The sequence below is a fragment of the Lolliginicoccus lacisalsi genome (assembly GCF_014841105.1).
In the GTDB taxonomy this organism is placed as follows: domain Bacteria; phylum Actinomycetota; class Actinomycetes; order Mycobacteriales; family Mycobacteriaceae; genus Lolliginicoccus; species Lolliginicoccus lacisalsi.
In genome coordinates this window covers 293062-318770 of sequence record NZ_JACYWE010000004.1, presented here as the reverse complement: position 1 = coordinate 318770, position 25709 = coordinate 293062, and the positions used below count along the sequence as shown (strand labels likewise).

At 69.6% G+C, this 25709-nt stretch carries 17 protein-coding genes and 1 tRNA gene; 4 read left to right on the top strand and 14 right to left on the bottom strand.

What is annotated here, in order from left to right; all coding sequences use genetic code 11:
• Window positions 1-233: 233 nt before the first annotated feature.
• From HT102_RS16295 to HT102_RS09235, 5 genes are all read right to left on the bottom strand, one after another.
• The gene (locus tag HT102_RS16295; protein WP_333473360.1) at window positions 234-1046 is read right to left on the bottom strand and encodes a M23 family metallopeptidase; all 813 of its coding nucleotides are present in this window, start codon (window positions 1044-1046) and stop codon (window positions 234-236) included.
• Between the two features lie 237 nt (window positions 1047-1283).
• The gene (locus tag HT102_RS09250) at window positions 1284-2027 is read right to left on the bottom strand and encodes an SDR family NAD(P)-dependent oxidoreductase (protein ID WP_192039112.1); all 744 of its coding nucleotides are present in this window, start codon (window positions 2025-2027) and stop codon (window positions 1284-1286) included.
• Window positions 2028-2258: 231 nt separating this feature from the next.
• Window positions 2259-2332 (bottom strand) — tRNA-Met (locus HT102_RS09245).
• A gap of 187 nt (window positions 2333-2519) precedes the next feature.
• Window positions 2520-5510: a UPF0182 family protein gene (locus tag HT102_RS09240; RefSeq protein WP_192039111.1), complete on the bottom strand. Its 2991-nt coding sequence runs from the start codon at window positions 5508-5510 to the stop codon at window positions 2520-2522.
• 127 nt (window positions 5511-5637) lie between these two features.
• Window positions 5638-6657: a YlbL family protein gene (locus HT102_RS09235; protein WP_192039110.1), complete on the bottom strand. Its 1020-nt coding sequence runs from the start codon at window positions 6655-6657 to the stop codon at window positions 5638-5640.
• Between the two features lie 207 nt (window positions 6658-6864).
• Here HT102_RS09235 and HT102_RS09230 point away from each other — a divergent pair, with 207 nt between their 5' ends.
• On the top strand, window positions 6865-8397 hold the full coding sequence (locus HT102_RS09230; RefSeq protein WP_192039109.1) for a zinc-dependent metalloprotease: 1533 nt from the start codon (window positions 6865-6867) through the stop codon (window positions 8395-8397).
• A gap of 60 nt (window positions 8398-8457) precedes the next feature.
• On the opposite strand, the gene HT102_RS09225 is transcribed toward HT102_RS09230, so the two are convergent.
• A complete protein-coding gene (locus HT102_RS09225; protein WP_192039108.1) occupies window positions 8458-9174 on the bottom strand; it encodes a M48 family metallopeptidase in 717 nt (238 codons plus the stop codon).
• Between the two features lie 151 nt (window positions 9175-9325).
• On the opposite strand from HT102_RS09225, the gene HT102_RS09220 reads away from it, so the two are divergent.
• Window positions 9326-10291 carry a cyclodehydratase gene (locus HT102_RS09220; protein ID WP_192039107.1) on the top strand — a complete coding sequence of 322 codons (966 nt, stop codon included), beginning with the start codon at window positions 9326-9328 and terminating at the stop codon, window positions 10289-10291.
• Between the two features lie 307 nt (window positions 10292-10598).
• On the top strand, window positions 10599-11915 hold the full coding sequence (locus HT102_RS09215) for an ABC1 kinase family protein (RefSeq protein WP_192039106.1): 1317 nt from the start codon (window positions 10599-10601) through the stop codon (window positions 11913-11915).
• Window positions 11916-11926: 11 nt separating this feature from the next.
• Here the strand turns inward: HT102_RS09215 and HT102_RS09210 are convergent, their stop codons facing one another.
• From HT102_RS09210 to HT102_RS09200, 3 genes are all read right to left on the bottom strand, one after another.
• Window positions 11927-12169, bottom strand: a complete 243-nt coding sequence (locus tag HT102_RS09210) for a WhiB family transcriptional regulator (protein WP_192039148.1) — start codon at window positions 12167-12169, stop codon at window positions 11927-11929.
• A 234-nt stretch (window positions 12170-12403) separates the two neighbouring features.
• The gene (locus HT102_RS09205) at window positions 12404-12604 is read right to left on the bottom strand and encodes a hypothetical protein (protein ID WP_192039105.1); all 201 of its coding nucleotides are present in this window, start codon (window positions 12602-12604) and stop codon (window positions 12404-12406) included.
• A gap of 539 nt (window positions 12605-13143) precedes the next feature.
• Window positions 13144-15216 carry an ATP-dependent helicase gene (locus HT102_RS09200; protein ID WP_408611337.1) on the bottom strand — a complete coding sequence of 691 codons (2073 nt, stop codon included), beginning with the start codon at window positions 15214-15216 and terminating at the stop codon, window positions 13144-13146.
• A 70-nt stretch (window positions 15217-15286) separates the two neighbouring features.
• On the opposite strand from HT102_RS09200, the gene HT102_RS09195 reads away from it, so the two are divergent.
• Window positions 15287-15535: a mycoredoxin gene (locus HT102_RS09195; protein WP_192039103.1), complete on the top strand. Its 249-nt coding sequence runs from the start codon at window positions 15287-15289 to the stop codon at window positions 15533-15535.
• A 75-nt stretch (window positions 15536-15610) separates the two neighbouring features.
• Here HT102_RS09195 and nudC read toward each other — a convergent pair whose 3' ends face one another.
• The 5 genes from nudC to HT102_RS09170 all read right to left on the bottom strand — a co-directional run bounded on the left by nudC (window position 15611) and on the right by HT102_RS09170 (window position 25643).
• Entirely contained in the window at window positions 15611-16534 is a 924-nt protein-coding gene (nudC, locus tag HT102_RS09190) for an NAD(+) diphosphatase (protein ID WP_192039102.1), read from the bottom strand.
• Window positions 16531-17616: a potassium channel family protein gene (locus tag HT102_RS09185; RefSeq protein ID WP_192039147.1), complete on the bottom strand. Its 1086-nt coding sequence runs from the start codon at window positions 17614-17616 to the stop codon at window positions 16531-16533. The genes nudC and HT102_RS09185 overlap by 4 nt, the downstream gene beginning before the upstream one ends.
• A gap of 70 nt (window positions 17617-17686) precedes the next feature.
• Window positions 17687-18874 carry a saccharopine dehydrogenase NADP-binding domain-containing protein gene (locus HT102_RS09180; RefSeq protein WP_192039101.1) on the bottom strand — a complete coding sequence of 396 codons (1188 nt, stop codon included), beginning with the start codon at window positions 18872-18874 and terminating at the stop codon, window positions 17687-17689.
• 11 nt (window positions 18875-18885) lie between these two features.
• The gene (locus tag HT102_RS09175) at window positions 18886-22299 is read right to left on the bottom strand and encodes an ATP-dependent helicase (protein WP_192039149.1); all 3414 of its coding nucleotides are present in this window, start codon (window positions 22297-22299) and stop codon (window positions 18886-18888) included.
• Window positions 22296-25643, bottom strand: a complete 3348-nt coding sequence (locus HT102_RS09170) for an ATP-dependent helicase (protein WP_192039100.1) — start codon at window positions 25641-25643, stop codon at window positions 22296-22298. Before HT102_RS09170 ends, HT102_RS09175 begins: the two co-directional genes overlap by 4 nt.
• Between the last annotated feature and the right edge of the window lie 66 nt (window positions 25644-25709).

Genomic DNA, 25709 nt, shown 5'->3' with positions numbered 1-25709 from the left:
CCGCGCCAGGGTGGCAGCTGACTGCCAGGGGTGGCGGGAAGCTTCGCGCCTCGATCGGAAACGCGATAGAAGCTGCGGAAAGGCCAGGTCGATTTCTATCGCGTTTGGCAGTTTCCGGTGCTTTTGCAACCAACTAGCCACGCCGGCCAAATAGCCAACTAGCCACGCGGAGCCACCTGGGCCCGGTCGCGCTGGGCGAGCCAGACTCCGCGCTGGGCGAGCCAGACTCCGCGCTAGTTGAGCCAGACTCCGCGCTGGGCGAGCCAGTGGCGGGGGCTCATCGGCGTGCCATCGGTCTTGCGTACCTCATAGTGCAGGTGCGGGCCGGTGGAGTGGCCGCGGTTGCCGACAGTGGCGATCATGTCGCCCGCGCGGACCTGCTGGCCCGGCTGGACTAGGTAGCGGTCGACGTGGCCGTAGACGCCGACTGTGCCATCGTCCTGGGTGACGCGTACCCAGAGGCCGAATCCTTGTGCCTGTCCGGCCTCGACCACCACTCCATCGGTGACGGCGAGGACCGCGGAGCCGAGCGGCGCGGCGATATCGATGCCGTAGTGGAACTCTCCCCAGCGCGGACCGAAGTCCGAGGAGAGGATGCCACCGTAGGTGGGGCCGATCGCGAAGGGTCGGGCAACGGCTTCCGGGAGCGCGATGTTGCCGGGAGCGGGCGCGGCGGCCTCGTTGGCGACCGGGGGCGCGGCGGGGGCTTCGGGCGCGGGTGGCTCGCCGACGGGGGCCTCTCCCGCATCAGGTCCCAATGCATCCGCGTCAGGGATCGCGCCAGGGGCGGGCGCTGCATCGCTTTCCTGGATGGGGTCGGGCTGGCCAGGGCGGAGCGGTCCGCTGGCGCTGGCGGCGCTCACTGCTCCGGGAGCGGGCTCCTGGGTCGCGACGACGGCTTGCGCGCCGTTCGCGCTGCCCGATACCTGGCCGGCGAGGATTCCCGCTACCGCGGTGGAGCTGAGGGCGATGGCGACCGCGAGGACTGTCGTCGGGATCCGGAAGCGCGGTCGGGCCGGTGGTGCCGCCGCAGCGGTTGCCGTCACGATGCTTGCTTCCGACGCCGCACGGTGACTCATGACTGTTGCGCCCAGATCTGCCGAACCTGGATCAGCCTGGTCATCGTTCACGCTGCCCGCCAAGGAGTGCCCCCTTCACCTCGAACCATCACGAAACGATAACGGACATCGCTGCTGGGCGCTGCCGATTCGTGATAACAGTACGCGAATCGTGTGTGAACGGTGACATCTCCCCACGTATCGGGGCCAGGTCACTCAAGGAGGTCACACGAGTACGTCCTGCGGCTGCGGGGTAGTCCACCGCCGCGCGATCGCGATGACCAGCGGATCAGGGAGGATTCGCTGCACGAGCGCCCACGCCCACATATAGCGCGGCACCACTAGCTGCGCGGGACGAGACTCCCAGGACCGCAGCACGGCATGCGCGACCTCGCCCGGCGCGCTCCCGGAGAGCAACGCGGTGACGCTCACTCCGGCCGCGAGCAACTCAAGTCGCACGGACCGGCACAATGCCACGATGGCGGCGGCCCCCGCCCCGCTCGCGGCCTGGCCCGGGGCGGCGGATATCCCGCTGACCGGCGCGAGCGCGACCACATGCCCACGCCCAGCGCGCGCCATCGCTCGGGCCATTGCGCGCATGGCGAGCGTGGTGATCCGCACCATGTGGTCGGACCCTGGCTGGCCAGCCTCTCCAGCATCGTCGAGGAAGCTACCCGGCGGGGGGACGGGAGGGTTCAGCACGGCGGCATCAATGCGGTCATGCACGTCGAGCACCCTGTCCCGGAAGCCTGCCCATGAGTGGCTGGATACAAGGTCCAACTCGTGGACGAAGACCCCGGGGCCCAGATCGTCGGCGATGATCGACGCCTGGGCGACGTCGTCGGTCCCGAGCCATACGATCGCGCCGAGCTCGTGCAGTTCCTCGACGAGGATGCGTGTGGTTCCGTCGAGCACGCCAGCGAGCACAACGATCGCGTCGTCGAGGGGAATCCGCGGGTAGCGGCCCATGTGAGCATCCTCTCTATCGATCCGTGCCTGGATCGCGGCACCGTACCACGGTTACAGCAGACGATGCGTCCAGGCAACCGCGCAGCGCACTGCCGACAAGCCAGCTCCCAAGCTCCTGGCCCGAGGTCGTCGGCGCGCGTGTTCGTACATGACTGGAGCCATAGCAGGCCATAGAGAAAAAGACCCCCTTCCAAGCCACTTGCATGCGCCTGAAAGGGAGTCTTTTTCGAGTAGCGGGGACAGGATTCGAACCTGCGACCTCTGGGTTATGAGCCCAGCGAGCTACCGAGCTGCTCCACCCCGCGTTGGTGAATGCAACGTTACATGGAGGCTCCGATCCATTGCAAATCGGAGAGGTAACCGCTGCTCAACGGCCATTTTTCGCTTCGGCGCCAAGCGATGCCCATGGGGCGCCGGCTCCCCCACCAACCAGAACGGGGCACCGCGGCCGGTCGCCGCAGTGCCCCGCGCTAGCGGATCATCGCTGGTTGATCAGTTGCCTCCGGAGTTCTGGTATGCCTCGACGGCCTGGTCGAGCCGCTCGAGCGCATCACCGAAATCGCGGAAGCTGCCGCTCCGCTGAGCCTCGCGCAGGTTCGCCAGCGCTGCATCGAGCTCAGCGACAACATCCTCGGGCGCGGAATCTAGCGGTGGCGCGACGGGCTGCTCCTCGGCGCCCTCCTCCTCCGTTGTTCCGGCCTCCGGATCGGCGGGCAGATCACCCTCAAGGTCCTCGCCGGCCTCGAGCGCCGTCTCGGTCCGGGTCACGTCACCACCGGGGGCGGTCGCGATCCCGGCGGTCTCGGGCCCGAATACCTGTCCGAGCGCTGCCGCGAGGGTGGAGTCGTATCCGATGCGGATCCGGCCGTCCTGGCCCCGGTAGCTGACCATCACGCGGGCGAGCTGCGGGAAGGCGGTATTGCCGCTGACCTTCCGCTCGGTGTAGAGCGGCTCCACGTAGAGGATGCCGCCCTCACCGATAGGCAGGGTAAGCAGGTTGCCGTAGATCAGGTTGTTCGATCGCTCGAGCAGTGTCCTGTCAGAGGCAACGCGGGTATCCGAGGTCATGGCGTTCTGTGCCTGCTGCGGGCCCTGGGTCTGGGTATCGGTGGGCAACTGGCGGATGGTGAATCGCCCGTAGTTGCCGGGATCCGAGCTGACCGAGATGTGCGAGGCGAGGAGCTCGCGGTTGAAGCCCACCATCGGGCTGGTCAGCTGGAAGGAGGCTCCACCGCCTGGGTCACCCATGAGCACGTAGTACGGCGGCTGGTCGGAGCGCCCGGTCTCCACGGTGGGATCACTGGGCACGGACCAGAACGCGTTGTTGGTGAAGAACTCGATGGGCTCATCGACGTGGTACTTGGCGAGCATCTCGCGCTGCACCTTGAACAGGTCCTCGGGGTAGCGGAAGTGCGCGCGGAGCTCGTCGCTGATCTCGCTGTTCTCGCGCACCGTATCGGGGAAGACACCCATCCATGCCTGCAGGACGGGATCCTCCTCATCCCACTCGTACAGGGTCACGGAACCGTCATACGCATCGACGGTGGCCTTGACCGCATTGCGGATGTAGGAGACCTCCTTCGGCGGCAACGGCCGGACGGCATCCGCGCTGAGGCTGTCCTGCACGAGGCTGTCGAGCGTGGAGCGCTGCGCGTAGGGGTAGTTGTCGAGCGTGGTGTAGGCGTCGACGACCCACACGATGCGCCCGTCCACGACGGCCGGGTAGGTCTTGCTGTCAGGCACGAGCCACGGCGCGACGGACTCGACGCGGTCCCGGGGGTCACGCTTGAACAGGATCTTCGAGTCCGGTCCGATCACCTCGGAGAAGAGGATGTTGCGCTGGGAGTACTTGGCGAAGAACGCGAGCCGGTTCACCCAGTTGCCGACCGCGACACCGCCTCCGCCGGTGTAGGTGTAGCGCAGGGCGTCGGTGTCGTACTCGCGCGCGGTCGCGCCCTCGCTGTGGCCAACGATGGCGTAGTCGGGATCCATCTGGGCGATGAGCTCGCCGTAGTAGATGCGAGGCTGATCGACGGGGATCACCTGGTTGGCCCGATCATCCGCGGTGATATCGCTGACGGTGTAGATCGGGTAGCCGCTGTCGGAGCTCTCCGCATCGCGCACCGCCGCGTTCACGCGGTTCGCCGGCGCGGCGACAAAGCCGTTGCCGTGGGTGTACACGGTGTGCTTGTTGATCCAGTCCTGCTGGTTCGCGGCGAGCTGGGTGGGGTTGAGCTCGCGCACGCTGACGATGTAGTCCTGCAGCTGGCCATCGATCTCGTAGCGGTCGATGGCTAGCTGATCAGGGAAGCCGAAGAAGTTCTTCAGCTGCTGCTGCTGGGTGAAGGTCCGCGACAGGACGTTCGGATCGAGCAGGCGGATGTTCTGGATCGTCGTGATATCCGTCTGGCTCTCGGTCGGCGATTGCGTGCCCACCCCGGAGTAGTCGATATAGTCGATGCGGTCCGGATTGATGCCATAGGCATCACGCGTGGCATCGATATTGCGCTCGATATAGGGGCTCTCGCGCTCGACCGCGTTGGGGCGCACGGAGAACTGCTCCATCAGGAGTGGCCAGATCGCGCCGACCACGACCGAGGACAGCAGCAACAGCCCGGCCGCGAGGGCAGGAATGCGCAGGTCGCGCAGGACGACCGCGGCGAAGAAGGCAAGGGCGCAGATCACAGCGATCGCGAGCAGGATCAGCTTGGCGGGAAGCACCGCGTTGATGTCAGTGAAGCCCGCACCGGTGAAGGTGGGCTCCTTGCGGCTGCTCGAGAGCAGCGTGTAGCGATCGAACCAATACGCGACCGCCTTGAGCAGCACGAACGTGCCAGCGATGATGGCGAGCTGGATTCGGGCAGCGTTGGTGAGCTTGCGATCCGTGGTGTCGAGGCGTAGCCCGCCGTAGATGTAATGCGCGACGAGGTTGAGGAAGAACGCCATGACGGCGGCAACGAACAACCAGTTCAGCACAAGCTGGTAGAACGGCAGGGAGAAGGCGTAGAAACCGACATCGAGCCCGAACTCGGGATCGTCGATGCCAAACTCCTGGCGGTTGAGGAAGAGCTGCACCGTCGTCCAGTTGCCCTGCGCGACGAGACCCGCCATCGCACCGAGCACGGCGGGAATGCCGATGCTGAACAGCTTGAGCCGCGAGTTCACCGAGGCGCGATAGCGCGCGACCGGATCATTGGGATTGCTCGGCGCGAAGTCCGGCCGGGTGCGGTAGGCCGCGAGCAACGCGGCGAAGATGATGAGCCCCACGATCACGGAGACAACGAGGAACAGCACGATCCTCGATACCAGCACGGTCGTGAAGACATTGCGATAGCCGACCTCGCCGAACCACAGCCAATCGACATACGTGTCGATCAACCGGGGACCGACCGCGAGCAAGATGCCGCCAATGGCGGCCAGCACGATAAGGATCCGGCTACGGCGGGACAAGGACGGTACACCTGAAGGGGGCCTTATGCCCACGAGTGCCACTCCATACGTTCCTGGCGGCGCCTAGGCGCCGCGATTGCGATCACTAGTCACCCACAACTGTACGGAATGCGACAGATCCTGCACGACACCGCGCTCGACACGCTACCCCGGTGCTGCGTCAGCAGGTGGGGACGTCCCGTCCTGCTTCGAGATCCTCGAGGAAACCGACGGCATCGGCGAGCTTCTCCACCCGGACGAGCTCCAGCCCGTCGACAGCGTGCGCGCGGGCCTCGACACAGTTGTCCGCCGGCACGAGGAACTCGCTCGCCCCCGCTTCCTGCGCCGCGATCAGCTTGTAGCGGATGCCACCGATCGGGCCAACGTTGCCCGCGGAGTCGATGGTGCCCGTGCCCGCGATGAAGCGGCCTCCATTGAGCTCGCCGGGCGAGAGCTTGTCGATCAGCGCGAGACTGAGGATCAGGCCCGCGGACGGGCCACCAACGCCGTCGACGTTGAACGTCACATCGAAGTCCACGAGGGGCTCGTCGGCCACGGAGATGCCGAGGATGCCCTTGTCCTCCTCGGGATGCGACCCCAGCGGGATCGTTGCTTCGCCCGCGACACCATCGCGCGTGAAGCCGACGGTGACTGGCTCGCCGGGCGCGAAGCCCTCGAGCTGGTCCGGGACGTCCACTGCGGACACGACAGGCTCGTCGTTGACGCTGGTGAGGATGTCGCCTTCCTTGAGCAGGCTCGCCGAGGGGCTGTCCTCGATGAATCCAGCCACCGTCACGACGAACGGGTAGTCGAGGTACCGCAGGGCGGCGACCTCGGCGGTGGACTCCGATCGCTCGAACTCCAGCCTGTTGATCTCGCGCATCTCGTCATTGCTGCGCCCCGGCGGGATCACTTCATCGATCGGCACGATCCCATCGCGGCCGCTGAGCCAGAACCCGATCGCGTCGAACAAGGTGAGCCCGGTGCGGACCGCCACCGTCGTGAGGTTGAGGTTCCCGGTCGTCTCGTCGGACTCCACGCCCTCGAGCGCGATGATGGGCTGGTCATCGAGGTCCCCGAGCGCGTTGATCGTGGGCCCGGGCCCCATCGCGGCATAGGGAACAGTGGCGTTGGCTCCGATGAGTCCGAAGACGACGATGGGCACCAGCGCTACGATGAGCGTCACGATCCGGCGGTTCACCCTGCCCAGGGTAGAGGGTCGGCGCGGTGTCGCGCGCCGACGCCGCGATGCAGTGTGAACAACACCACTGCTTGCGGCTCCGCACGAGCCTCCTCCGCCCTCACGCGGTTCGCTGCCGGCCCCGCTGAGCAGGATGTTCGCGCAGGGCGTCACGGGAATCCGGATCGGGGGCGGCGACGGGCCCGCGGGGCCTTGTACCGTGGGAACATGACCGACTCGCCCTTTGGCTTCTCCAACCCCGACGACGATCCCGAGCGCCGCGACAAGGACAAGAGCGGCTCGTCCGGGTCGGGCGGCCCTGGCCGCGGCCAGGGCGGCGGCGAGGGCGGCACGGGCGGCGGGGCCGCCGGCGACCCGTTCAGCCAGTTCGGGCTCGGGGGCGCCGGGGGCTTCGATCCCGCGGCTCTCGGCAAGATGCTCAGCCAGTTCGGCCAGATGCTCTCCGGAATGGGCAGCAGCATGGGCCAGGGCGGAGGCGAGCAGGGCAGCCCGGTGAACTACTCGCTGGCGCAGAACATCGCGCGGCAGCACGTGGGCTCGTTCTCGCCCGTCACCGAATCGCAGCGGCAGGCGGTCACCGAGGCTGTCAAGCTCGCGGATGTCTGGATCGATGGTGTGACGACGCTGCCCTCCGGCGCCCAGCGCACCGCCGCCTGGACCCCTGTCGACTGGCTCGACAACACGCTCCCCACCTGGCCGCAGCTATGCGACCCCGTGGCGGAGCAGATGTCCGGCATGTGGGTCGGCGCGATGCCGGAGGAAGCGAAGAACCTGATCGGCCCCATGATGGGAATCGTCCGCCAGATGGGTGGCGCGGCCTTTGGCTCGCAGCTCGGCCAGGGCCTCGGTCACCTCGCGAAGTCCGTCCTGTCCTCCACTGATATCGGTATCCCCCTCGGCCCCGCCGGCACGGCCGCGCTGCTGCCCGAGGCGATCGCGAGCTTCAGCGAGGGGCTTGACGTCCCGCACCGCGAGGTCCTCGTTTTCCTCGCCGCCCGAGAAGCGGCCCATCAGCGGCTCTACAGCCACGTGCCGTGGTTGCGCAGCCGCATCCTCGCCGCTGTCGAGGAGTACGCACGCGGCATCACCATCGCTCTCAGCGCCATCGAGGAAGCAGCGCGCAATCTCGATCCCTCCGCGCTGGCCAACCCTGCCGAGATCGAGAACCTCCTCTCCCAAGGCGTGTTCGAGCCCCAGACCACGCCCGAGCAGAAGGCTGCGCTCGATCGGCTCGAGACCATGCTCGCCCTCATCGAGGGCTGGGTCGAGTCGGTAGTGACCAATGCCCTCCACGACCGGATCCCCTCGACCCCGGCATTGGCCGAGACACTGCGGCGGCGACGCGCTTCGGGTGGCCCCGCCGAGCAGACCTTCGCGAACCTCGTGGGCCTCGAGCTGCGGCCCCGCCGGATCCGGGAGGCGACCCAGTTGTGGTCCCAGCTCGCCGCGTTCGGCAGCATGGAGCAGCGCGACGGTGTGTGGGCCCATCCGGACCTGCTGCCCGACTCCAGCGACCTCGATGATCCTTCTGGGTTCGTCGACAGCACGGTGGGCGGCGGCGATGTCTCGGCGTTCGATGATCCGATCGCGGAACTGCAGCGCACCGAGGAGCGGGAGCGCTCCGAGCGCGAGTCCCGGGGCCAGGCCGCCGGCACGGACAGCGATGCGACCGACAGCAGCAGCGGCGATGACCGCCCTAGCAAGGGCACCGACGACAGTGGCGAGAACCCCACGAACTGACCATGAGTCCGGCCGAGGGGCCTGCTCCGCGGAGCAGGCCCCTCGGCCGCTCCATGCCCGCTAGCTGACCGCGGTGTCGCTCGCGGTCGACATTGTGCTCATGCGGGAGTAGGCCTCGAGAAAGCCGATCGCCCGCTCGGTGCGCGGGTATCGGTCCACGAGCTCCCAGAACTCGGGTGGATGCCCGCCGGGGACCACCAGGTGAGCGAGCTCATGCACGAGGACGTAGTCCAGCACATAATCCGGGACGGCTCGCAGCAACGAGCTGACCCGGATCGTGCCGTCATCGGGGGTGCAGGACGCCCACCGGGTACGCATCGCGGGGACCCACACCACGCTGTGGGGCATCGCGGTCCCACCGAGCCAGCGCTGCGACAGGCGCACGGCGCGGTCATGGAGCTCGCTATCATCGCCGTGCTTGCCGAGCGCACGCCGCTGATCGGCCTTCTCCAGCTTCGAGATCATCCGGTCGACCAGCTCCGACTCCACGGTTCTCGACAGCCCGCTCGGCACCAGGACGATGATCCGATCGCCCTCGCGCCGCGCGCTCACGGTCTTGCGCCTGCGGGTGCTGCGCCGTACCTCCACCGCGGGCGCGGCGGGCGTGGTATCACGCAGGACCGGGGACTGACTGGGATGATCGCGTGCTTCCGGGGCTTCCAGGCTGGTCACCGCTGCCAGCGTCAGCTCATGCGATGAATGCTGCTCGCGGACTGCCTTCGTCGTGGAGGCCAGTGCGCCTGCGGCCGTGCGATCATGCTGCGCGCCGTCACTCATGACACACAGGATATAGATCAAGCCGCTCGCGGCACAGGCACGCCTCGCGCGTGGTTCCCTCTCGGGAAAACTGTGGACAAGTTCCAACCCGATCGCGCCCCTGTGGATAACCACGGTCTCCGAGCGCGCGAGCATGCGACCCTTGCAAGCCATGACCGCAATCCACCCCTTGCCGAGCGCGACCACCAGTCGAGCCGATTCGCCTCTCGGCACCCACGCACCGAGCGCTGGAACGCAGTGGTACCCGGCCATCGACCCATCACGACCAGTGCTCGTGCGGCCAGGGCCGATGGTCCAGGTGGGCTGGAACCCTGACACCGCGGCATCGATCGCGATCCCCGCCTCCGTCCCCGCCGAGGTAGTGGCGCGGCTCCTCCGCCTCGCCGACGGCAGCCGCTCGCAGGACCAATTGCTCGCCCGCGCCCACAAGGCAGGCGTTCCCGGGGATCTCCTTCTCGATGCTCTCGCCGCACTGGCAGAACTCGGGATCGTCGTGGGCCACACGCAACGCCCCGGCGACCTGCCCCCGATCCGCATCGTCGTGATCGGGCACGGGCCACTCTCCGCTGCCCTTGGCAAGGCCCTGCCACGCCTCGGCATCCGTGTGCGCCTCCATCCCGGCCTCGACCGCGTGCAGCACCTGATCGAGGAGGAGGACACCGCACTAGTCATCCTCGCCGACCAACCCTTGTTCCCGCCCCACCTCACCGACATGCTCGCGCTCGCCGGACGACCTCACCTTCTCGTGCGCACCCGGGCCCAGCAAGCACTCATCGGCCCCCTCGTGCTGCCCGGGATATCGAGCTGCTCGCGGTGCGCGGACCTGTTCCGCACCGACAAGGATCCTGCCTGGCCCTATGTCGCCGCGCAGCTAGCTAGCACCACCGCTACGGCATCACAGGCCACCATTCACACCACCGTTGGATACACGCTCGCGCAGATCGAGGCCATGGTGCGCGCCTGGCGCGATGCCACCGACGGGCAGGCGACGAGCTGGCCCGAGCTCGACGTTCTCGGCAGCACCGTAGAGATCGACCCACGCGATGGGACCATCACGCTGCGGCAATGGCCCCGGCACCCCCTCTGCCGCTGCTGGGACGCTGCGGCGTGTGGCTAGCGCGCGGCGGGGTTGCTTGTGCGGCGGGGGGGCTTGTGCGGCGGCGTTGCTTCCGCGGCGGGGGCGGCTTGTGCGGCGGGGGGATCGCTAGTGGAAACTTTTCCCGGCCTGAGCGGCCAAAGTTTCCACCCACCAGGCGGGACCACCGCCCGAACGGCCCTGGCCCGATCAAAGGCGGCAAAGGCCTCGAACGCCACCCGGGAATCCCGTCAGCGCACGGCACTCCACCGGCATCGCTCCCCTACCGTGTCGGCGACATGTCGTGGCGCTTGTGGGCAGGACGGTGTGTTTCCTGGATGATGGGTGTGTGTCAGAGATTCCTCGTAGTGGTGCCGCGCGCTCAGCCCGCCTCGCCAGCCTTCCACTTGGCTACGCTGGGCGGGCCGCTGCTGGTTGGGGTCGTCGACTGTCGGGCCAGGATGGCGCCCAGGTGTCGGCAGACATGTCCGCGAAGGCGGCGGAGCAACTGTTCGCGGTCCTGGGCGAGCTCAAGGGCGGGGCGATGAAGATCGGCCAGGCCCTGAGCGTGTTCGAGGCCGCCGTGCCCGAGGAACTCGCCGGGCCTTACCGGGATGCGTTGACTCGGTTGCAGCGTGATGCGCCGCCGCTGTCATCGCGACAGGTACATCGCGTCCTGGATGAGCAACTGGGGCGGCGCTGGCGGGAGCGATTCACGGATTTCCAGGACCTCCCCGCGGCCTCAGCGAGCATTGGCCAGGTGCATCGCGCGACGTGGCATGACGGCCGCGAGGTCGCGGTGAAGGTGCAATACCCCGGCGCCGATGAGGCATTGCGCTCGGATTTGCGGCAGATCCGGCGGCTCGCGCCGTTGATGAGGCCCTTCGCTCCGGGTGTTGACGTGCGCGCGCTTGTCGATGAGCTGACGGACCGCACTATCGAGGAGCTCGACTACCGGCTCGAGGCGGACAACCAGCGCGCGTTCGCCGAGGCCTACGCGGCCAGCGCTGGGGTGCGGGTGCCGCGAGTCGTGGCGAGCTCGCCGAAGGTGATGGTCTCGGAGTGGATGGATGGCGTGCCCCTGGCCCGGGTGAGCGCGCAGGGCAGCGAGGCGGAGCGAGCGCACGCGGCAGGCTTGCTCGCGGACTTTGTCCTGTCCTCCCCCGGAACGGCAGGGATGTTGCACGTGGATGCGCATCCAGGAAACTTCATGATTCGTCCCGACGGCCGCTTGGGGGTGCTGGACTTCGGTGCGGTGATCCGTACTTCCGGGGGTTTCCCGCCCGAGCTGGTGCGCTTGATCAAGCTGGGCCTGGCCAGCGATTTCCGTGGTCTGATCGACGCGCTGATCGACGCTGGATACCTGCGTGCCGAGCGCGGCCCGGATCCGGCGGACCTCGCGGGATTCCTCGATCCCATGCTGAACATGCTGCGGGACGAGATGTTCGATTTCACCCGCGACTGGATGCGCGGGATGTCCGGACTGTACGCGGACTGGCGCAGTAACGAGTTTCGTACTGCGCGGGCATTCGCGATGCCCGCGCAGTACATGATGATCCATCGGGTGCTGGTGAGTACCGTGGCGATCCTGTGCCAGCTCGAGGCCTCGGTCCCGATGGGCGCGATCATGCGGCATCGGGTCCCGGAACTCGCTGGACCAGCGTAGGAGGGGATCCCTCAGGCAACCTTTCGGGGTCGGCCACGCGGCCGTTTCCTGGCGATGATGGCTCCTTGCTCGAGGATCTCGCCTCCCCACACGCCCCAAGGTTCCTCCCTGTCGAGGGCGGCCTGCAGGCAGTGCTGCTTGATCGGGCAACTGGTGCAGAGTTCCTTGGCCTGCTCGAGCTCGGCAGGATCGGCCGCAAACCACAGGTCGGGGTCCGCGGTGTGGCAAGGTAGCGCTCGCGCGGGGCGCGCCATGGTTAGCAGCGTGCCTAGCGGGTGCGAATCGGTGGAATGGTCGTCAACGAGAGTATGCATGGGATGTCCTTGGTATTCGAGGCAGTGAAAGGGCCAGTGAATGCCAAGGTCACATCAGGAACCGGTGGGGCTAATGCCTCCGGGGAGCATTCGCGCTGATCTGCGCGGACGTGCAAGCTCGGGAGGCTTCGTGCGCCCCCCGCACCGCTAGCGTGACCAATATTGCTGGTCTGGCTAGCGTTGGTGCAGGAAGAACGGCTCTGTGGACCTTGGGAAACCGGTGCGCACGCGGGCGGCGTTGATCGTGCCGCGCGGATCGCGCTGGGCTCCTACAGGTACCGCGGTACGGGGCGGGAGGGCAGCGACGATAGCGCGAGCTGCAACACCGGCGGTGGCGTTGGCGCCATTGACCGCGTGCATGCTGGCACTGTTCATGTCGTTGTCTCCTTCTCGCTCGCCGTGCCTTGCCGTTCTCCTGCCGGGGCGCTACGAGGCCCGGGCGGGTTTCCGAAGGACGGGATAGGGTTTCCACGCTGCGGGCGCGTGTGCGCCGCCGTGGTGCATTCAAGCCTACGATGCCGCTGTGGACGGCACAACCCATTTTTGACCTGCGATGACGCTGCTCCTCCGGAGTCCTGGCATCCCCCGTAGCGGGGGCGCGGGCAGGGCGTCGCGGTCGGGTCGGAGCCCGGTGTCGCGTGGCGGCCCGGTGTCGCGTGGCGGCCCGGCGGCGCGTGGCGGCCCGGCGGCGCGTGGCGGCCCGGCGGCGCGTGGCGGCCCGGCGGTAAAAGCACCGGAAACCGGCAAACGCGATAGAAACTTCCTTGGAATCTCGACGACTTCTATCGCGTTTGCAGGCCCGGCGGCGATTGCAGGCCCGGCGGCGATTGCAGGCCCGGCGGTGCAGTCGGCACCAGCCCCCGTCGGCACCGGCCACCCCGGCACCCGGCGGGCTGCACCCACCGGCGGTGCGGCTAGTAGTTCGCGACGACGGCGAGCACGTCGGTGCCGTACCGCTCGAGCTTGGCCGGGCCGATCCCGGGCAGTGCCACGAGCTCGGACTCGGAGCCCGGTCGTTCGGCCGCGATCGCGGAGAGCGTCGCATCCGTGAACACAACGAACGCGGGCACGCCTTGCTCTTTCGCGGTCTCGAGGCGCCAGTCTTTCAGCGCGGCGAACAGGCCTTCGTCCATCTCGGGGACCTTGACGCTGCGCGCGGGACGCTTCTTGGCCGCGGTTGTCGCGCGCTGTTGCGGCAGCACGGTGTCGAGGAACCGGGAGGGCTTGCGGGAGCGCCTGCCGCCTTCGCTGCGTGATAGCGCCCAGGAGATGGCGAGATGCACTCGGGCACGTGTGATGCCGACGTAGAAGAGCCGACGTTCCTCCTCGATCGCTTCGGGCAGGCCGCCGCTGCCGCGTTCACCGAGCGCGTGGCTGATCGGCAGGGTGCCCTCGGTGATGCCGACGAGGAACACGGCGTCCCATTCGAGGCCTTTGGCGGCGTGCAGGGAGGCGAGGGTGACACCGTCCACCACGGGTGGTTGCCGCGAGCTGGCGCGGGACTGGAGCTCGCGGACCAGCGTGACGAGGTTCAAGGGCTCTCCGAGGCCCTGGATCTCCTCGGCGAGGCGCTCGAGGGCGACGAGCGATTCCCACTTGGCCCGGGCCTGCTGGCCGGTCGGCGGCTGGGGGGTGCGGCCGAGCGGCGCGAGGATCGCCCGTACGAGGGTGGGCAGGGGCGCGTCCTCCGGCAGGTCGTCGCGCTCGGCGGCGGCACGCAGCGCGCTCATCGCCTGGACGATCTCGCTGCGCTGGAAGAATCCCTCGCCGCCGCGGACCTGGAAAGGGATGCCCGCATCGGTGAGTGCCTGCTCATAGACCTCGGACTGCGCGTTGATGCGGAAGAGTATCGCGATCTCGGAGGCCGGGGTGCCGCTGGCGAGAAGACTGCCGATGCGCCGCGCCACGTCCTTGGCCTCGGCGGGCTCGTCGTCGAACTCGGTGAACTGCGGGGCGGGCCCGGGTGGCCGCTGCCCGATCAGCTCGAGGCGCATTCCCGCGATCCGGCCACTGGCTTGCCCGATGACGGTGTTGGCCAGTTCGACGACCTGCGGGGTGGATCGGTAGTCCCGCACGAGCCGCACCAGGGTCGCGTCGGTATAGGTGCGGGTGAAGTCGAGCAGGTGGCGGGGCGATGCGCCCGTGAACGAGTAGATGGTCTGGTTGGCGTCCCCCACCACGGTCAGGTCATCGCGCCCGCCGAGCCAGGCATCGAGCACACGCTGCTGCAGCGGCGTGACGTCCTGGTACTCGTCGACGAGGAAGCATCGATAGCGATCCCGGAACTCCTCGGCGACGACGGCGTTGTCCTCGAGCGCCCCGGCGGTGAAGAGGAGCAGGTCATCGAAGTCGAGGTACATCGTCTCGCCGCCGGACTTGATGGACTCGTAGTTCTCGTATACCGCGGCGACGACCTCCGGGGGCGCGGGGATCTGCCGATCGAGGCCAGCTACGACTGCTGGATAGTCCTCCGGAGCGATCAGGGATGCCTTCGCCCATTCGATCTCGGCGGCGAAGTCGCGCACGCTCTCGGGGTCGGTGGTGGCGCGCGAGCGCTGCGCCGCCTGCCGCACGACGGGGAACTTGCGGTCGAGCAACTGCCACGGCATCTCGCCCATGACACGCGGCCAGAAGTAGCGCAATTGCCGCATCGACGCTGCGTGAAAGGTGCGGGCCTGCACGAGCCCCGCGGTGGGATCCGCGGCCCCCGAGGCGCTGAGCTCCCGTAGCCGGGTGCGCATCTCCCCCGCGGCTCGGCTGGTGAACGTGACGGCGAGGACCTGCCCGGAGGAGACATGCCCGGCACTGATGAGGTGCGCGATTCGGCGGGTGACCGTGCGCGTCTTGCCCGTTCCCGCGCCGGCGAGCACGCACAACGGCCCCAGGGGCGCGGTGACGGCGGCCCGCTGCTCGGGGTCGAGGCCATCGAGGAGATCGTCCTGCGGCAGGGTCGCGGCGGTGGTGGGGCGAGACATGGCCTCCATCATGGCAGCGATCCCTGACACTTCGAAGCCGCTGCGGGAATACGCGCCGCCGCGGAGGTGGTTCATTGCCGGTATGACCTCCACCAATACCGTCACGATGTACACCACGAGCTGGTGCGGATTCTGCCTGCGCCTGAAGAAGCAGATGCGCGAGGCTGGCATCCCCTTCACCGAGATCGATATCGAGTTCGAGCCCGCGGCCGCGGAGTTCGTCGGCTCGGTCAATGGTGGCAACCACGTCGTGCCCACGTTGCGATTCCCCAGCGGCAAGACCGCCACCAATCCGTCGCTGGCACAGGTCAAGGCCTTGATCGACAGCTAGTCCCGGGAGCCAATCGTGAAGATCCAGCCACGCCGGACGTGGCTGGATCTTCACTTTCCGAAGGGTGATGACGGGCTACTCGTGCTGGGCCCAGGATTGCAGGATGCCGCGCGCGATGGAGATCGATCCGGGCGCGGTGAAGGGCAGGCCGGGCCTGGTGGTGGTCCAGTCATCGTCGGCGGTGAGCGCGGCGCGCACGTCGTCGCGGTGGAACCAGCGGGCATCCTCGATCTCGTCCTGGTCGGGCACGACGGGCGCAGCGCGATCGGCGCGGGCGTGGAATCCCAGCATGAGGGACCGTGGGAACGGCCATGGCTGGCTGCCGAGGTAGTGGACGTCGGTGACGGTGACACCGATCTCCTCCCGTACCTCGCGCACGACGCAGGCCTCCGCGGACTCGCCGGCCTCGACGAATCCGGCGAGCAACGAGTAGCGGCCCTGGGGCCAGACGGGCTGGCGGCCGAGGAGGACGTGGTCGGCGCCGTCGTGGATGAGGCAGATGGCGGCGGGATCGGTGCGCGGATAGTCCTCGCGGCCGCAGGCGAGGCATCGTCGTGCCCATCCGGCCTGCACTGCTTCGGTGGCGCCGCCGCAGCGGGGGCAGAACCGAGCATGGCGGTGCCAGTTCAGTACTGCCTGCGCTGTTGTGCAGAGCCCGGCGTCGCGCGCGCCGAGCAGCGCCCCGGTGGAGCGCAGGTCGGTGAGGTTCCCGCTCGGCGTGGGGTCGCGGACGGCCCAGATGTGGCTGGCGGCGGTGTCATCGAGCACGGCGATCAGCACGGCATCGCGAGGGGGCGCGTCGGCGATCGAGGGCCCGGGCACGAGGCGCAGCACGCCGTTGTTGATGGGGACCTGGTTCGTGTCGTCCATGCGCAGGACTAGGGCTCGTGCCCAGCCGTCGCGCAGCGCGGCGGCATCGGTGCGCAGCCATGCGGCTCGCTCGAGCCCGGCGCGGGACAGCAGCGGGGTGTGGGCGAGCGCGAGGGCCCGCCTGCTCATCGGGAATCCTGTTTCTCGCTGACCCGCTTCGCCTCGCGGTGCGCGTGCCGCAGGTACAGCACCCGGTCGCCCGCCTCGATCATGGCGATGTCCTCGTCGGCGCGGTGCAGCTTCCCGGCGCGGACGACACCGAGCACGATGTTCTTCAGCGAGCGCGGGGAACTGCCGATCTCCTCGTCGGTAACGGCCCGCTCGGCGATGGCGAAGCCTAGTTCCGGGGTGAGGAGGTCCTCGATCATCTCGACGACGGTGGGGGTGGTGGTGGCGATCCCGAGCAGGCGACCGGCTGTCTCCGAGGACACCACCACCGAGTCGGCGCCGGATTGCTTGAGCAGGTGGGTGTTCTCGGATTCCCGGATGGAGGCGATGATCTTCGCGCGCGGCGCGATCTCCCGCGCGGTGAGCGTCGCGAGGACCGATGCGTCGTCCCGGTTGGTGGCGATGATGATCGAGCGGGCGTGGGGGGCGCCCGCGAGCCGCAGCACATCAGCGCGGGTGGCAGAGCCATGCACGGTGACCAGGCCGCGCGCGGACGCTCCCTCGAGCACGGCGCTCTCGGTGTCCACGACGACGATGTCGCTGGCGGGGATGCCATCGCCGATCATTGCGTCGACCGCGGTGCGGCCCTTGGTGCCATAGCCGACAACGACGGTGTGATTGCGCACGCGTTCCCTCCAGCGTTGGATCCGCCACGCCTGGCGCGAAGTCTCGGTGAGCACTTCCAGGGTGGTGCCGATGAGCAGGATGAAGAACATCACCCGCAGCGGGGTGATGAGGAAGATGTTGGTGGCGCGCGCGAACTGGGATAGTGGCGCGATATCGCCGTACCCGGTGGTCGAGAGGCTGACCGTCGCGTAGTAGAGGCAGTCGAGGTAGGTCAGGGGCGTGTCGAGGGAGTTGCTGTAGCCCTCGCGGTCGAAGTACACGACGAACGAGGTCAGCATGACCGCCAATGCCGCGCCGACGATGCGCCAGATGATCGCGTGCATGGGGCTGTGATCGAGCTTGGGCATGCGCACCACGCCCACGAGGGCATGGAGGGGCCGGTCCGTCAGGTCCTGCCCGGATGCTTGCTTCCGCATCAGTTGGCGCACATCCCGAGGCTAGCGTGCCCGGCATGCGGCACGGGCGCATACCCGCGATCGAGGACTTCTACTCCTCGTTCCCGTCGGCAAGCAGCAGCGGCGGGGCGGGTGCTTCCGCCTCGGGCCCGGCGGACTCGTCATCGAGCCCGTAGTGCCGGCAGGTGTCGCGGATCGCGCCGAGGCCGAATGCTTGGATCGCACCGAGCACGCCGGTGCGGCGGTGGACGGCACGGGTGCTGGCGTGCGACTCGACGACGGCGGCCCAGGCGAGCAAGGACGCGGTGAGCTGGTACTGGTTGGGCCCGCGGAGGTTGACGGCGCCGAGCTGATGACCAGAGGCCGCGAAAACCCGGGCGGCGACGAGGGTGCGGGACTGGGCGAGCGCCGGCTGGTCGAGCGAAGAGGAGCGCAGCGTGCTCGCGCGCGCCCCGACCGCGGCGATCAGCCGCTGGGAGCCAGGGATGGAGCGCAGCGCGGGAACGGCGATGCTGGCGCGCGACAGCATCGGTGATGCCTTGCCGAACCAGCCGAGGTAGACGTCGAGCTCCTGCAGGCTGGGCGAGATCTCGGGGAGCGTGAGGTGCTCGGTGGTGCCGATGCTGAATCCGCTGCGGTTGCGGCCGCCGATCGAGAACCCGGCGCTGCGGGCGCCGGGCCGCTCGTCGCGGATGCCACCGCGGTAGGTGAAGGAGCGTTGCAGGCTCGCCCCGGCCAGGGAGGCGATGGTGCCGCGGCTGAGGGAGCACAGGGAGCCATCGGCGCGGAAGTAGCCGATCTCGAGGCGGTGCGGCATGCCCATCTCGGCGGCCTTCTCGAGCGCCCAGGCTCCGGCGAGCTGGCCGCTGACGTACTCGTGCCCGAAACCTGGCATGAGCCGAGCCCCGCGGTGCGCGGCACGCGCACCGAGCTTGGCGAAGATCCAGCGGATGAAGGAGGGCTCCCCCGCGGAGTCGAGATAGGACGCTCCGGCCTCGGCGGCGGCCTCGGCCACGGTGCGGCCACGGTCCTCGAAGGGGCCGATCGTGGTGATGATCACGTCGTCGGCGGTGATGGTGCGACGCAGCGTGCCGACGTCACGCACATCGAGAGCGATGGTCGGCAGGGGCTGCTGCGGCGAGAGCTCCCGTGAGCGGAGGGCTAGGGCGTCGGGGTCGCGCCCGACCAGGGTGGGGCGTTCCCGGCGGGCGAGGAGCTCCTGCGCGACCAGGCCGCCGGTGTATCCAGTGGCACCAAACACCAGGATTCTTCTCGTCATGCTCACCGAGCCTAGTGGTCGAGCGCTGCCGCGGCAGGATCGACGTGGCGTTCCGCTGCGATGTTGCCGGGATTCTCGAGGATCGCGCGGAGCTGATCGCGGTCGGGCAGGTCTTGGGGCGCCACGGTATTGCCTGATCGCACGTAGTGGAACGCGGCCCGGACCTTGGCGAGCTCGACGGGGTGGCCGGTCGTGCTCATCAGGTCCGCCCATGCGATGCGGTAGGCCGCGAGCTGCATCGCGACCGCCCGTTCGTCACGGGGCCCGGCCTCTTTGCCGGTCTTCCAGTCCACGACGGTCCAGCCGCCGTCGGCGTCGCGGAACACGGCGTCGATACGGCCGCGCAGCACGGTATTGCCCACGACGGTCTCGAACGGCACCTCCACCTCGGCCGGATTGCGGGTGGCCCACGCGGATCGCTCGAAGGCGTCCTGGAGCTGCTCCAGGTTGTCGTCGACCTTCTCGTCGATGTCGGCCGCGCCCGGCAGGTCATCGAGGTCGAGCAGCCGGGTGGCGCTGTAGCGGCGCTCGAGCCAGGCATGGAACGCGGTGCCGCGACGGGCCAGCGGGTTCGGCGGGTACGGCAGGGGCCGGCGCAGGCGCACAGCGAGCTCCTCGGGGGAGCCGGCGAGCATCACGACGTTGCTGACCGACAGGTGCCGGGGCAGGCGTACCTCGACGACGGTCTCCTGCCGTTGCTCGCGCTCGCGCAGCAGCGCGTCCACGTCCTCGGCCCATTGCTGTGCCTCGGCGTCCTTGGGGGCCAGGGTCGGCTCGTCGGCGTCGAGCGGGGCCTGCCGCATGGCCGCGCGCACCAGCTTGGCACCGGCCTCGACGGCGCCGCGCTGCGACCCGAGGGCATCGCGCGGCCAGGAAGCGGCATGCACCTGCTCGGACAACGGGTTGCTCGCGTCGTCCTCGGGCGCGGGCGCCCAGTGCTCGATGGTGATGGTGCCGGCGAGCTCGCCCTCGGCGAGTGCCTTGGCTTCGTCGAGGAACAGCGAGGGTCCCTTCGGTCGCTGGCCCTGCTCGGCCCAGTGGTGCCCGGAGAGCAGCACGATGCGCTCGGTGCGGGTGACCGCGACGTAGAACAGGCGCCGTTCCTCATCGAGCCCGCGGCGGGCGAATGCTTCCTTGTGCGCGTCGAGAGCCTCCTCGAGCTGCTTGCGGTGCGTGACGGTGCTCGTGTCGAGGACGGGCACGCCCTCGGCGCCGTCCTCGTCGGGCTCGGCCCGGTCGCCACGCAGGTGGGAGGGCAGTTCCCGGATGCTGTTGAGCCAGGTGTCGGTGCGGGTCGAGGAGGGGAACACCCCGTCGCACAGGTGCGGGATGGCGACGACCTCCCATTCGAGGCCCTTCGCGGAATGCATGGTGAGGATCTGCACGCGATCGGGCGCCACCTGGGTCTCGCCGGGCGCGAGGCCTTTCTCGATCGTCGCCGCTGCCTGCAAGTAGCCGAGCAGGCCCGAGAGGCTGGCGGCGGGATTGCGGGAATATCCGGCGACGACGTCCGCGAACGCGTCGAGGTGCTCGCGGCCCGCTCCGCCGCCGTCGATGCTGGTGGCGCAGCGGGACTCGGCCTCGATGCCGATGCCGATGGTGCGCTCCACGTCCGCCACGAGCTCGGTGAGCGGCTGGCCGAGCCTGCTGCGTAGTTGCGCGAGCTCCCCGGCGAGCGCCGTGATCCGGCGGTGGCCCTCGGTGGAATAGCCGTCGCGATCGCCGGGGTCGGCGATCGCGTCACTGATGGCGGCGTGCTCGGCGAGCTCGCCGGGGATAGCTTCGCCGAGGGCATCGTCGAGGTCCTCGGCGGAGGTGACGGCACCAGTGCTCGCGCTGCGCTGCGTGAGCGCGAGGTGCCGGGCGCGCCGCCACAGAGCGGTGATGTCACTGGCGCCGAGCTGCCAGCGCGCGCCGGTCAGCACGCGCATCGCCGCGGTGCCGGCCATCGGGTCGGCGACGAGCCGCAGCATCGCGACGAGGTCCTGCACCTCGGGGGTGTCGAGCAACCCGCCCAGCCCGACGACCTCGACGGGAAGCCCGCGCTCGCGCAGCGCCTCGGCGAGCGGCGCGGCATCGCGGTTGCGGCGGATGAGCACGGCCGCGGTGGGCGGGGCTTCCCCGCTGTCGAGCGCGTGCTGGTAGATCGTGGCGATGTGGTGGGCCACCCACGCCCGCTCGGCCTCCACGTCGGTGCAGAGGGCCACCCGGATATCGCCCTCGGGAGCACCGGGGCGCGGCTTGAGGACGCTCACCGGTATGCCGCGGGCGCGGAGTGGATTGGATACCGAGTTGGCGATCGCGAGGGCACGAACGGGGTTGCGCCAGCTCGTGAGCAGCTCGAGGCGGGTGGCGGGCTTGCCGCGCGGGCCGGGGAAGTCCGCGGCGAACCGGGGCAGGTTCGCCGCGGAGGCACCGCGCCACCCGTAGATCGACTGGATGGGGTCGCCCACCGCGGTGACGGCGAGCCCGCGGTCCTGCCCGCCTCCGTACAGCGAGGACAGCAGCACCCGCTGCGCGTGCCCGGTGTCCTGGTACTCGTCGAGCAGCACCACGCGGTAGCGGGATCGCTCGATGCTGCCCACCTCGGGGTGCAGGGACGCGACCCGGGCGGCGAGGGACATCTGGCTGCCGAAGTCGAGCGCCCCCTCCGCGCGGAGCGCGTCGCGCAGCCGCCGCACGAGCGGGATGAGCTGGCGCCGGTGCTGCTGCACCGTGGCCTGCTTGAGCAGGTCCTTGCTCGGCTCGGGTCGCTGGCGCGGGCCGGGCGGAAGGGTGGCGAGGAGGTCCTCGAACTCGTGCGGATGGTCCTCGAGCTCGTCGATGTCGATCAGGTGCTCGTCGAGGGCCCCGGAGAGGGCCAGCACGGTGCTCGTGATCGTGGCGGGGGTGTGCTCGATGTCCAGCGGCCCGTCCCAGGTGTTGACCACCGTGAACGCGAGCTGCCAGAGCTCGGTCTCGCCGAGCAGCGTCGCGGATGGCTCGATGGGCAGGCGCAGGCCATGCTCGGATAGCAGCCGCCCCGCGTAGGCGTGGTAGGTGCTCACGTCGGGCTCGGCGATCTCGAGTCGGGCGCGCACCTCGCCGCCCGGGTCGGCGTCGCGCAGCAGGGCGGATCCCGCGATCCGGGCGAGGCGGGCCCGGATGCGCTGGGCGAGCTGCTGCGCCGCCTTGCGGGTGAAGGTCAGGCCGAGGATCTCCTCGGGACTGACGAAGCCGTTGGTCACCAGCCAGATCACCCGGCCAGCCATGGTCTCGGTCTTCCCGGCGCCTGCCCCGGCCACGACGAGCACCGGTCCGGCGGGCGCGGTGATCACCGCGCGCTGCTCCGCGGTGGGCGGGTGCTGCCCGATGGCGTGGGCGATCTGCTCGGGAGTAAATCGTGCCCGCGCGAACGCGTCCCGGCTGCCTGGTCGTCCGCTCACGGCTCGGTCACCTGCCGTCCTTCTTCCTGGACCGGGCAGCTCGAGCGCACGGGGCAATGGTCGCAGCCGTCGTTGATGCGGGCCTCGAAGACGGGGCCCTGGGTCGCGCTGGCGGCCTGGCGGATCAGGCCAGTCCATTCCTGCCAGGACTCGTCGTCGAGCGGGTCCTGGGCACGCTGGGCCGCGCCCGTGGTGCGGTGCGATTGAGCGATATACAGCAATCGGGCGCCGCCGGTCGCGAGGTCCTCGCCCGGTATCAGTCCGGATCGTGCCGCGACCTGGTAGGTGGCGAGCTGCGCGTGCTCGGCCGCCTTCCCTGCACTGATCGGCGTGCGAGCGGTCTTGATGTCGACCACGACGGGGCGGCCCTCGGTGTCGCGCTCGAGCCGGTCGATGCGGCCACGCAGCCGCACATCCGGGCCCTCGGCGGCACCGTCCTCGGCCGATGCGCCGGGCAGCACGCCGTCGATCACGACCTCCACTCCGGCCTCGGTGAGCTCGCGGCGCGTGGATTGCAGCCAGTGCCGGAAGTTGTCGAGCATGCCTTCCATCCGGGCGAGCTCGTGGCGGGCGAACCAGGGGGCGCCGACATTGACCTTCTGCCAGGCGCGCTCGAGCGCGCCCGCGATCTCCTCGTCGGGAATGCGACCCGCGACGGCTTGCGCCAGGGTGTGCACGAGCGTGCCCTTGATGGCGCTGAGGGTGTCGGAATCGGTGCCGCCGTGCTTGGTGAGCAACCACCGCAGCGGGCACGCGAGCAGTTCCTCCACCGACGAGGGCGAGAGGGGCACAGGACCGTCCGCGGGCTCCCACAGGCTGGCGCTGGTGCTGGGCCGAGCGAGGCCGTACCAGCGCTTGGGGTCGGCGCCGGGGACTCCCGCGGCGGCGAGGCGGGCGAGCTGCGCGGCGGCATGCTCCTTGCGCTGCGCGGGCTCGTGCGGCGAGCAGGCGACCGAGCGCAGGCGGGCCACGAGCGCGGGCAGGGCGAGAACCGTGCGGGCCGGGCGCTCGATGAGCAGGTCTGGTTCCTCCGGCATGGCTGGCTCGCCGGGCTCGAGGCTGGCCTGCAGGTCCAGGAGAAACCGGGAGGGCGCGAGGTCCGCGTCCCCGGTGATCGATTCGACAGCGGTGACCAGCAGCGTGCGCCTGGCGCGGCTGCATGCCACCAGGAAGAGCTTGCGCTCATCGGCCAGCAGCGGCGCGAGCCGGGAGAGCGGGGCCTCGGGCTCGCCGCTGGCTTCGCGCTCCAGGATGTCATCGAGGTCCTCGGCGCCGAGGAGGCTGCTGCGCCCCCGCAGCGAGGGCCAGGTCCCTTCCTGCACGCCCGCGACCGCCACGACATCCCATTCGCGCCCGGCAGCGGCATGCGCGCTGAGCAGCGTCACTGATTCCTCGTGGAGCTGGGATTGCTGGAACGGCTCGGCGGCGATCTGCTGCTGCTCGACGTGCTCGACGAAGCCCGCGAGGGAGCCCCCGGGGAGCCGATCGACATACGAGGCCGCCGCGTCGAACAGTGCCACGATGGCATCGAGATCCCGGTCGGCCTGCGCTCCGGCCGCGCTGCCGCGCAGCGCCGCCGTGAGCCACTGCTGCTGCAGCCCGGTAGCCGACCACGCTTCCCAGAGCACGTCCTCCACTCCCCTGCCGCGGCGCTCGGCCCGGCGCGCCCGGCGCAGCACGGCGCGCACCCGGTTGATCGGAGCTGCCTCGGCGCGGGTGAGGTCGCGGCGCAGTCCCTCGGCGTCCTCGTCGTCCTCTTCGGCGGTGAGGAGCAGCGCGAGCAGCTCGGCGGAATCACGCTCTCCGCCGCGCCGCATCTCGGCGCGCCGGGCGCCGCGCCGCACGCGCCGGAGCAGCAGCGGGTCCGCGCCACCGATCGGCCCGGTCAGCAGCAGCAGGGCATCCTCTGCCCCAAGTGCGCCCGCGCCGCGCCGGGCCGCCGCGCGGGCGACAACAAGCATGGCCTGCGAGGCACGCTGGATGGCCAGCGGATGCTCGGGGACGGGCGTGGTCACCGGGACCCCCGCGGAGACCAGCGCGCGGCGGAGCGGAGCGGACAGCGTGGGCACGGATCGGACGACGACGGCCATGTCGGACCACGCGATGCCCTCCATCAGGTGAGCGCGCCTCAGCGCGTCCGCGATCAGTGCGGCCTCGCGCGCCTGCGTGGGAACGATCTCGGCGACGACATGGCCGGGCACGGCGTGCCTGGACCCGGGCGCGCGATGCGGCTGGCTGCCGGGGATGCGCGCCGAGATCCGCGCCGCCACGCCAGCGATCGCCGCCGGCATGCGGAAGCTCTCGCCCAGCAGCACCCGCCGGTCCGAGCCGGGCCCGGCTAGGCCCTCGAGGAAACGCGTATCGGCCCCCCGGAAGCGGTAGATCCCCTGGTCCGGATCGCCCGTCAGGACAGCCATCCGTGTGCCAGTGCCGATCAGCTCGACGAGCTGGGCCGCCTGCGGATCGAGATGCTGCGCGTCATCGACGAAGAGATGGCGGACCCGCGCCCGTTCCTGGTCGAGCAGGTCCGCATCGGAGGCCAAGGCGGTGACCGCCGCGCTCACGAGCTCCGCGGCATCGAGCGCGGGGGCCGTGGCCTGGGGGGCCTCCATGCCGACCGAGCCCCGCAGCATCATGACCTGCTCGTACACCGTGGCGAACCATCCTGCCGCGACCCACGCGGGCCGCTTGTGCGACTTGCCGAGCCGCGAGAGATCCTCCGGCCCCAGGCCGCGCTCGCCAGCCCGGCGCACGAGGTCACGCAGCTCGGAGGCAAAGCCGTCCAGGCCGAGCGCTGGCCGCAGCTCGGGCGGCCAGTACTGGGCGTCGTCCTCGATATCACCGCGCAGGAGCTCGCGCATCACCGCGTCCTGCTCGCTGCTCGTGATCAGGCGGGGCGGGGGATTCCCGTACAGGCTGGCATGGAGGGCCAGGACGGCGAAGGCATAGGAGTGCACGGTCCGCACGAGCGGCTCGCGGCTCGCGCGCGGAGCGCCATGGGGCGAGTCATCGACGATTGCCTCGCTGATCGCGTCACGCATCGTGCCGGCCGCGTGCTTCGACGGGACCAGTACGAGAATGGACTCCGGATCCGCGCCGCCACGCAGCGCCTCGACCACGAGATCCGCGATCAGCGACGACTTGCCCGTGCCTGGCCCACCAAGCACCTGGTAGGGATGCCAGGACTGTCCCGCGCTCGCCCCGTCGGCAGCCTGGCAGGTGCGGGCTATCGCGGCAAGCACAGTACCTGCCGCGCCCGGCCATTCGCGCGCCCCCGATGCCCGGGGGCGCGCCTGGACGAGCGCAAGCCTCACGCCATCCGGAATCCCTGCCTTGGCTGCCATGGTCCTATGCAATCACGCGGGTCCGACAACGCTGCTGGATTCGCCAGGCTGCTGCTTGCCCGGGGG

Coding starts and splice junctions, on each gene's coding strand:
- HT102_RS09250 (WP_192039112.1), bottom strand. CDS start 2,027: ATGGGCCGCTACCCGCGGATTCCCCTCGACGACGCGATCGTTGTGCTC.
- HT102_RS09230 (WP_192039109.1), top strand. CDS start 6,865: ATGACCGACTCGCCCTTTGGCTTCTCCAACCCCGACGACGATCCCGAG.
- HT102_RS09225 (WP_192039108.1), bottom strand. CDS start 9,174: ATGAGTGACGGCGCGCAGCATGATCGCACGGCCGCAGGCGCACTGGCC.
- HT102_RS09220 (WP_192039107.1), top strand. CDS start 9,326: ATGACCGCAATCCACCCCTTGCCGAGCGCGACCACCAGTCGAGCCGAT.
- HT102_RS09210 (WP_192039148.1), bottom strand. CDS start 12,169: ATGGCGCGCCCCGCGCGAGCGCTACCTTGCCACACCGCGGACCCCGAC.
- HT102_RS09205 (WP_192039105.1), bottom strand. CDS start 12,604: ATGAACAGTGCCAGCATGCACGCGGTCAATGGCGCCAACGCCACCGCC.
- HT102_RS09200 (WP_408611337.1), bottom strand. CDS start 15,216: ATGATGGAGGCCATGTCTCGCCCCACCACCGCCGCGACCCTGCCGCAG.
- HT102_RS09195 (WP_192039103.1), top strand. CDS start 15,287: ATGACCTCCACCAATACCGTCACGATGTACACCACGAGCTGGTGCGGA.
- nudC (WP_192039102.1), bottom strand. CDS start 16,534: ATGAGCAGGCGGGCCCTCGCGCTCGCCCACACCCCGCTGCTGTCCCGC.
- HT102_RS09185 (WP_192039147.1), bottom strand. CDS start 17,616: ATGCGGAAGCAAGCATCCGGGCAGGACCTGACGGACCGGCCCCTCCAT.
- HT102_RS09180 (WP_192039101.1), bottom strand. CDS start 18,874: ATGACGAGAAGAATCCTGGTGTTTGGTGCCACTGGATACACCGGCGGC.
- HT102_RS09170 (WP_192039100.1), bottom strand. CDS start 25,643: ATGGCAGCCAAGGCAGGGATTCCGGATGGCGTGAGGCTTGCGCTCGTC.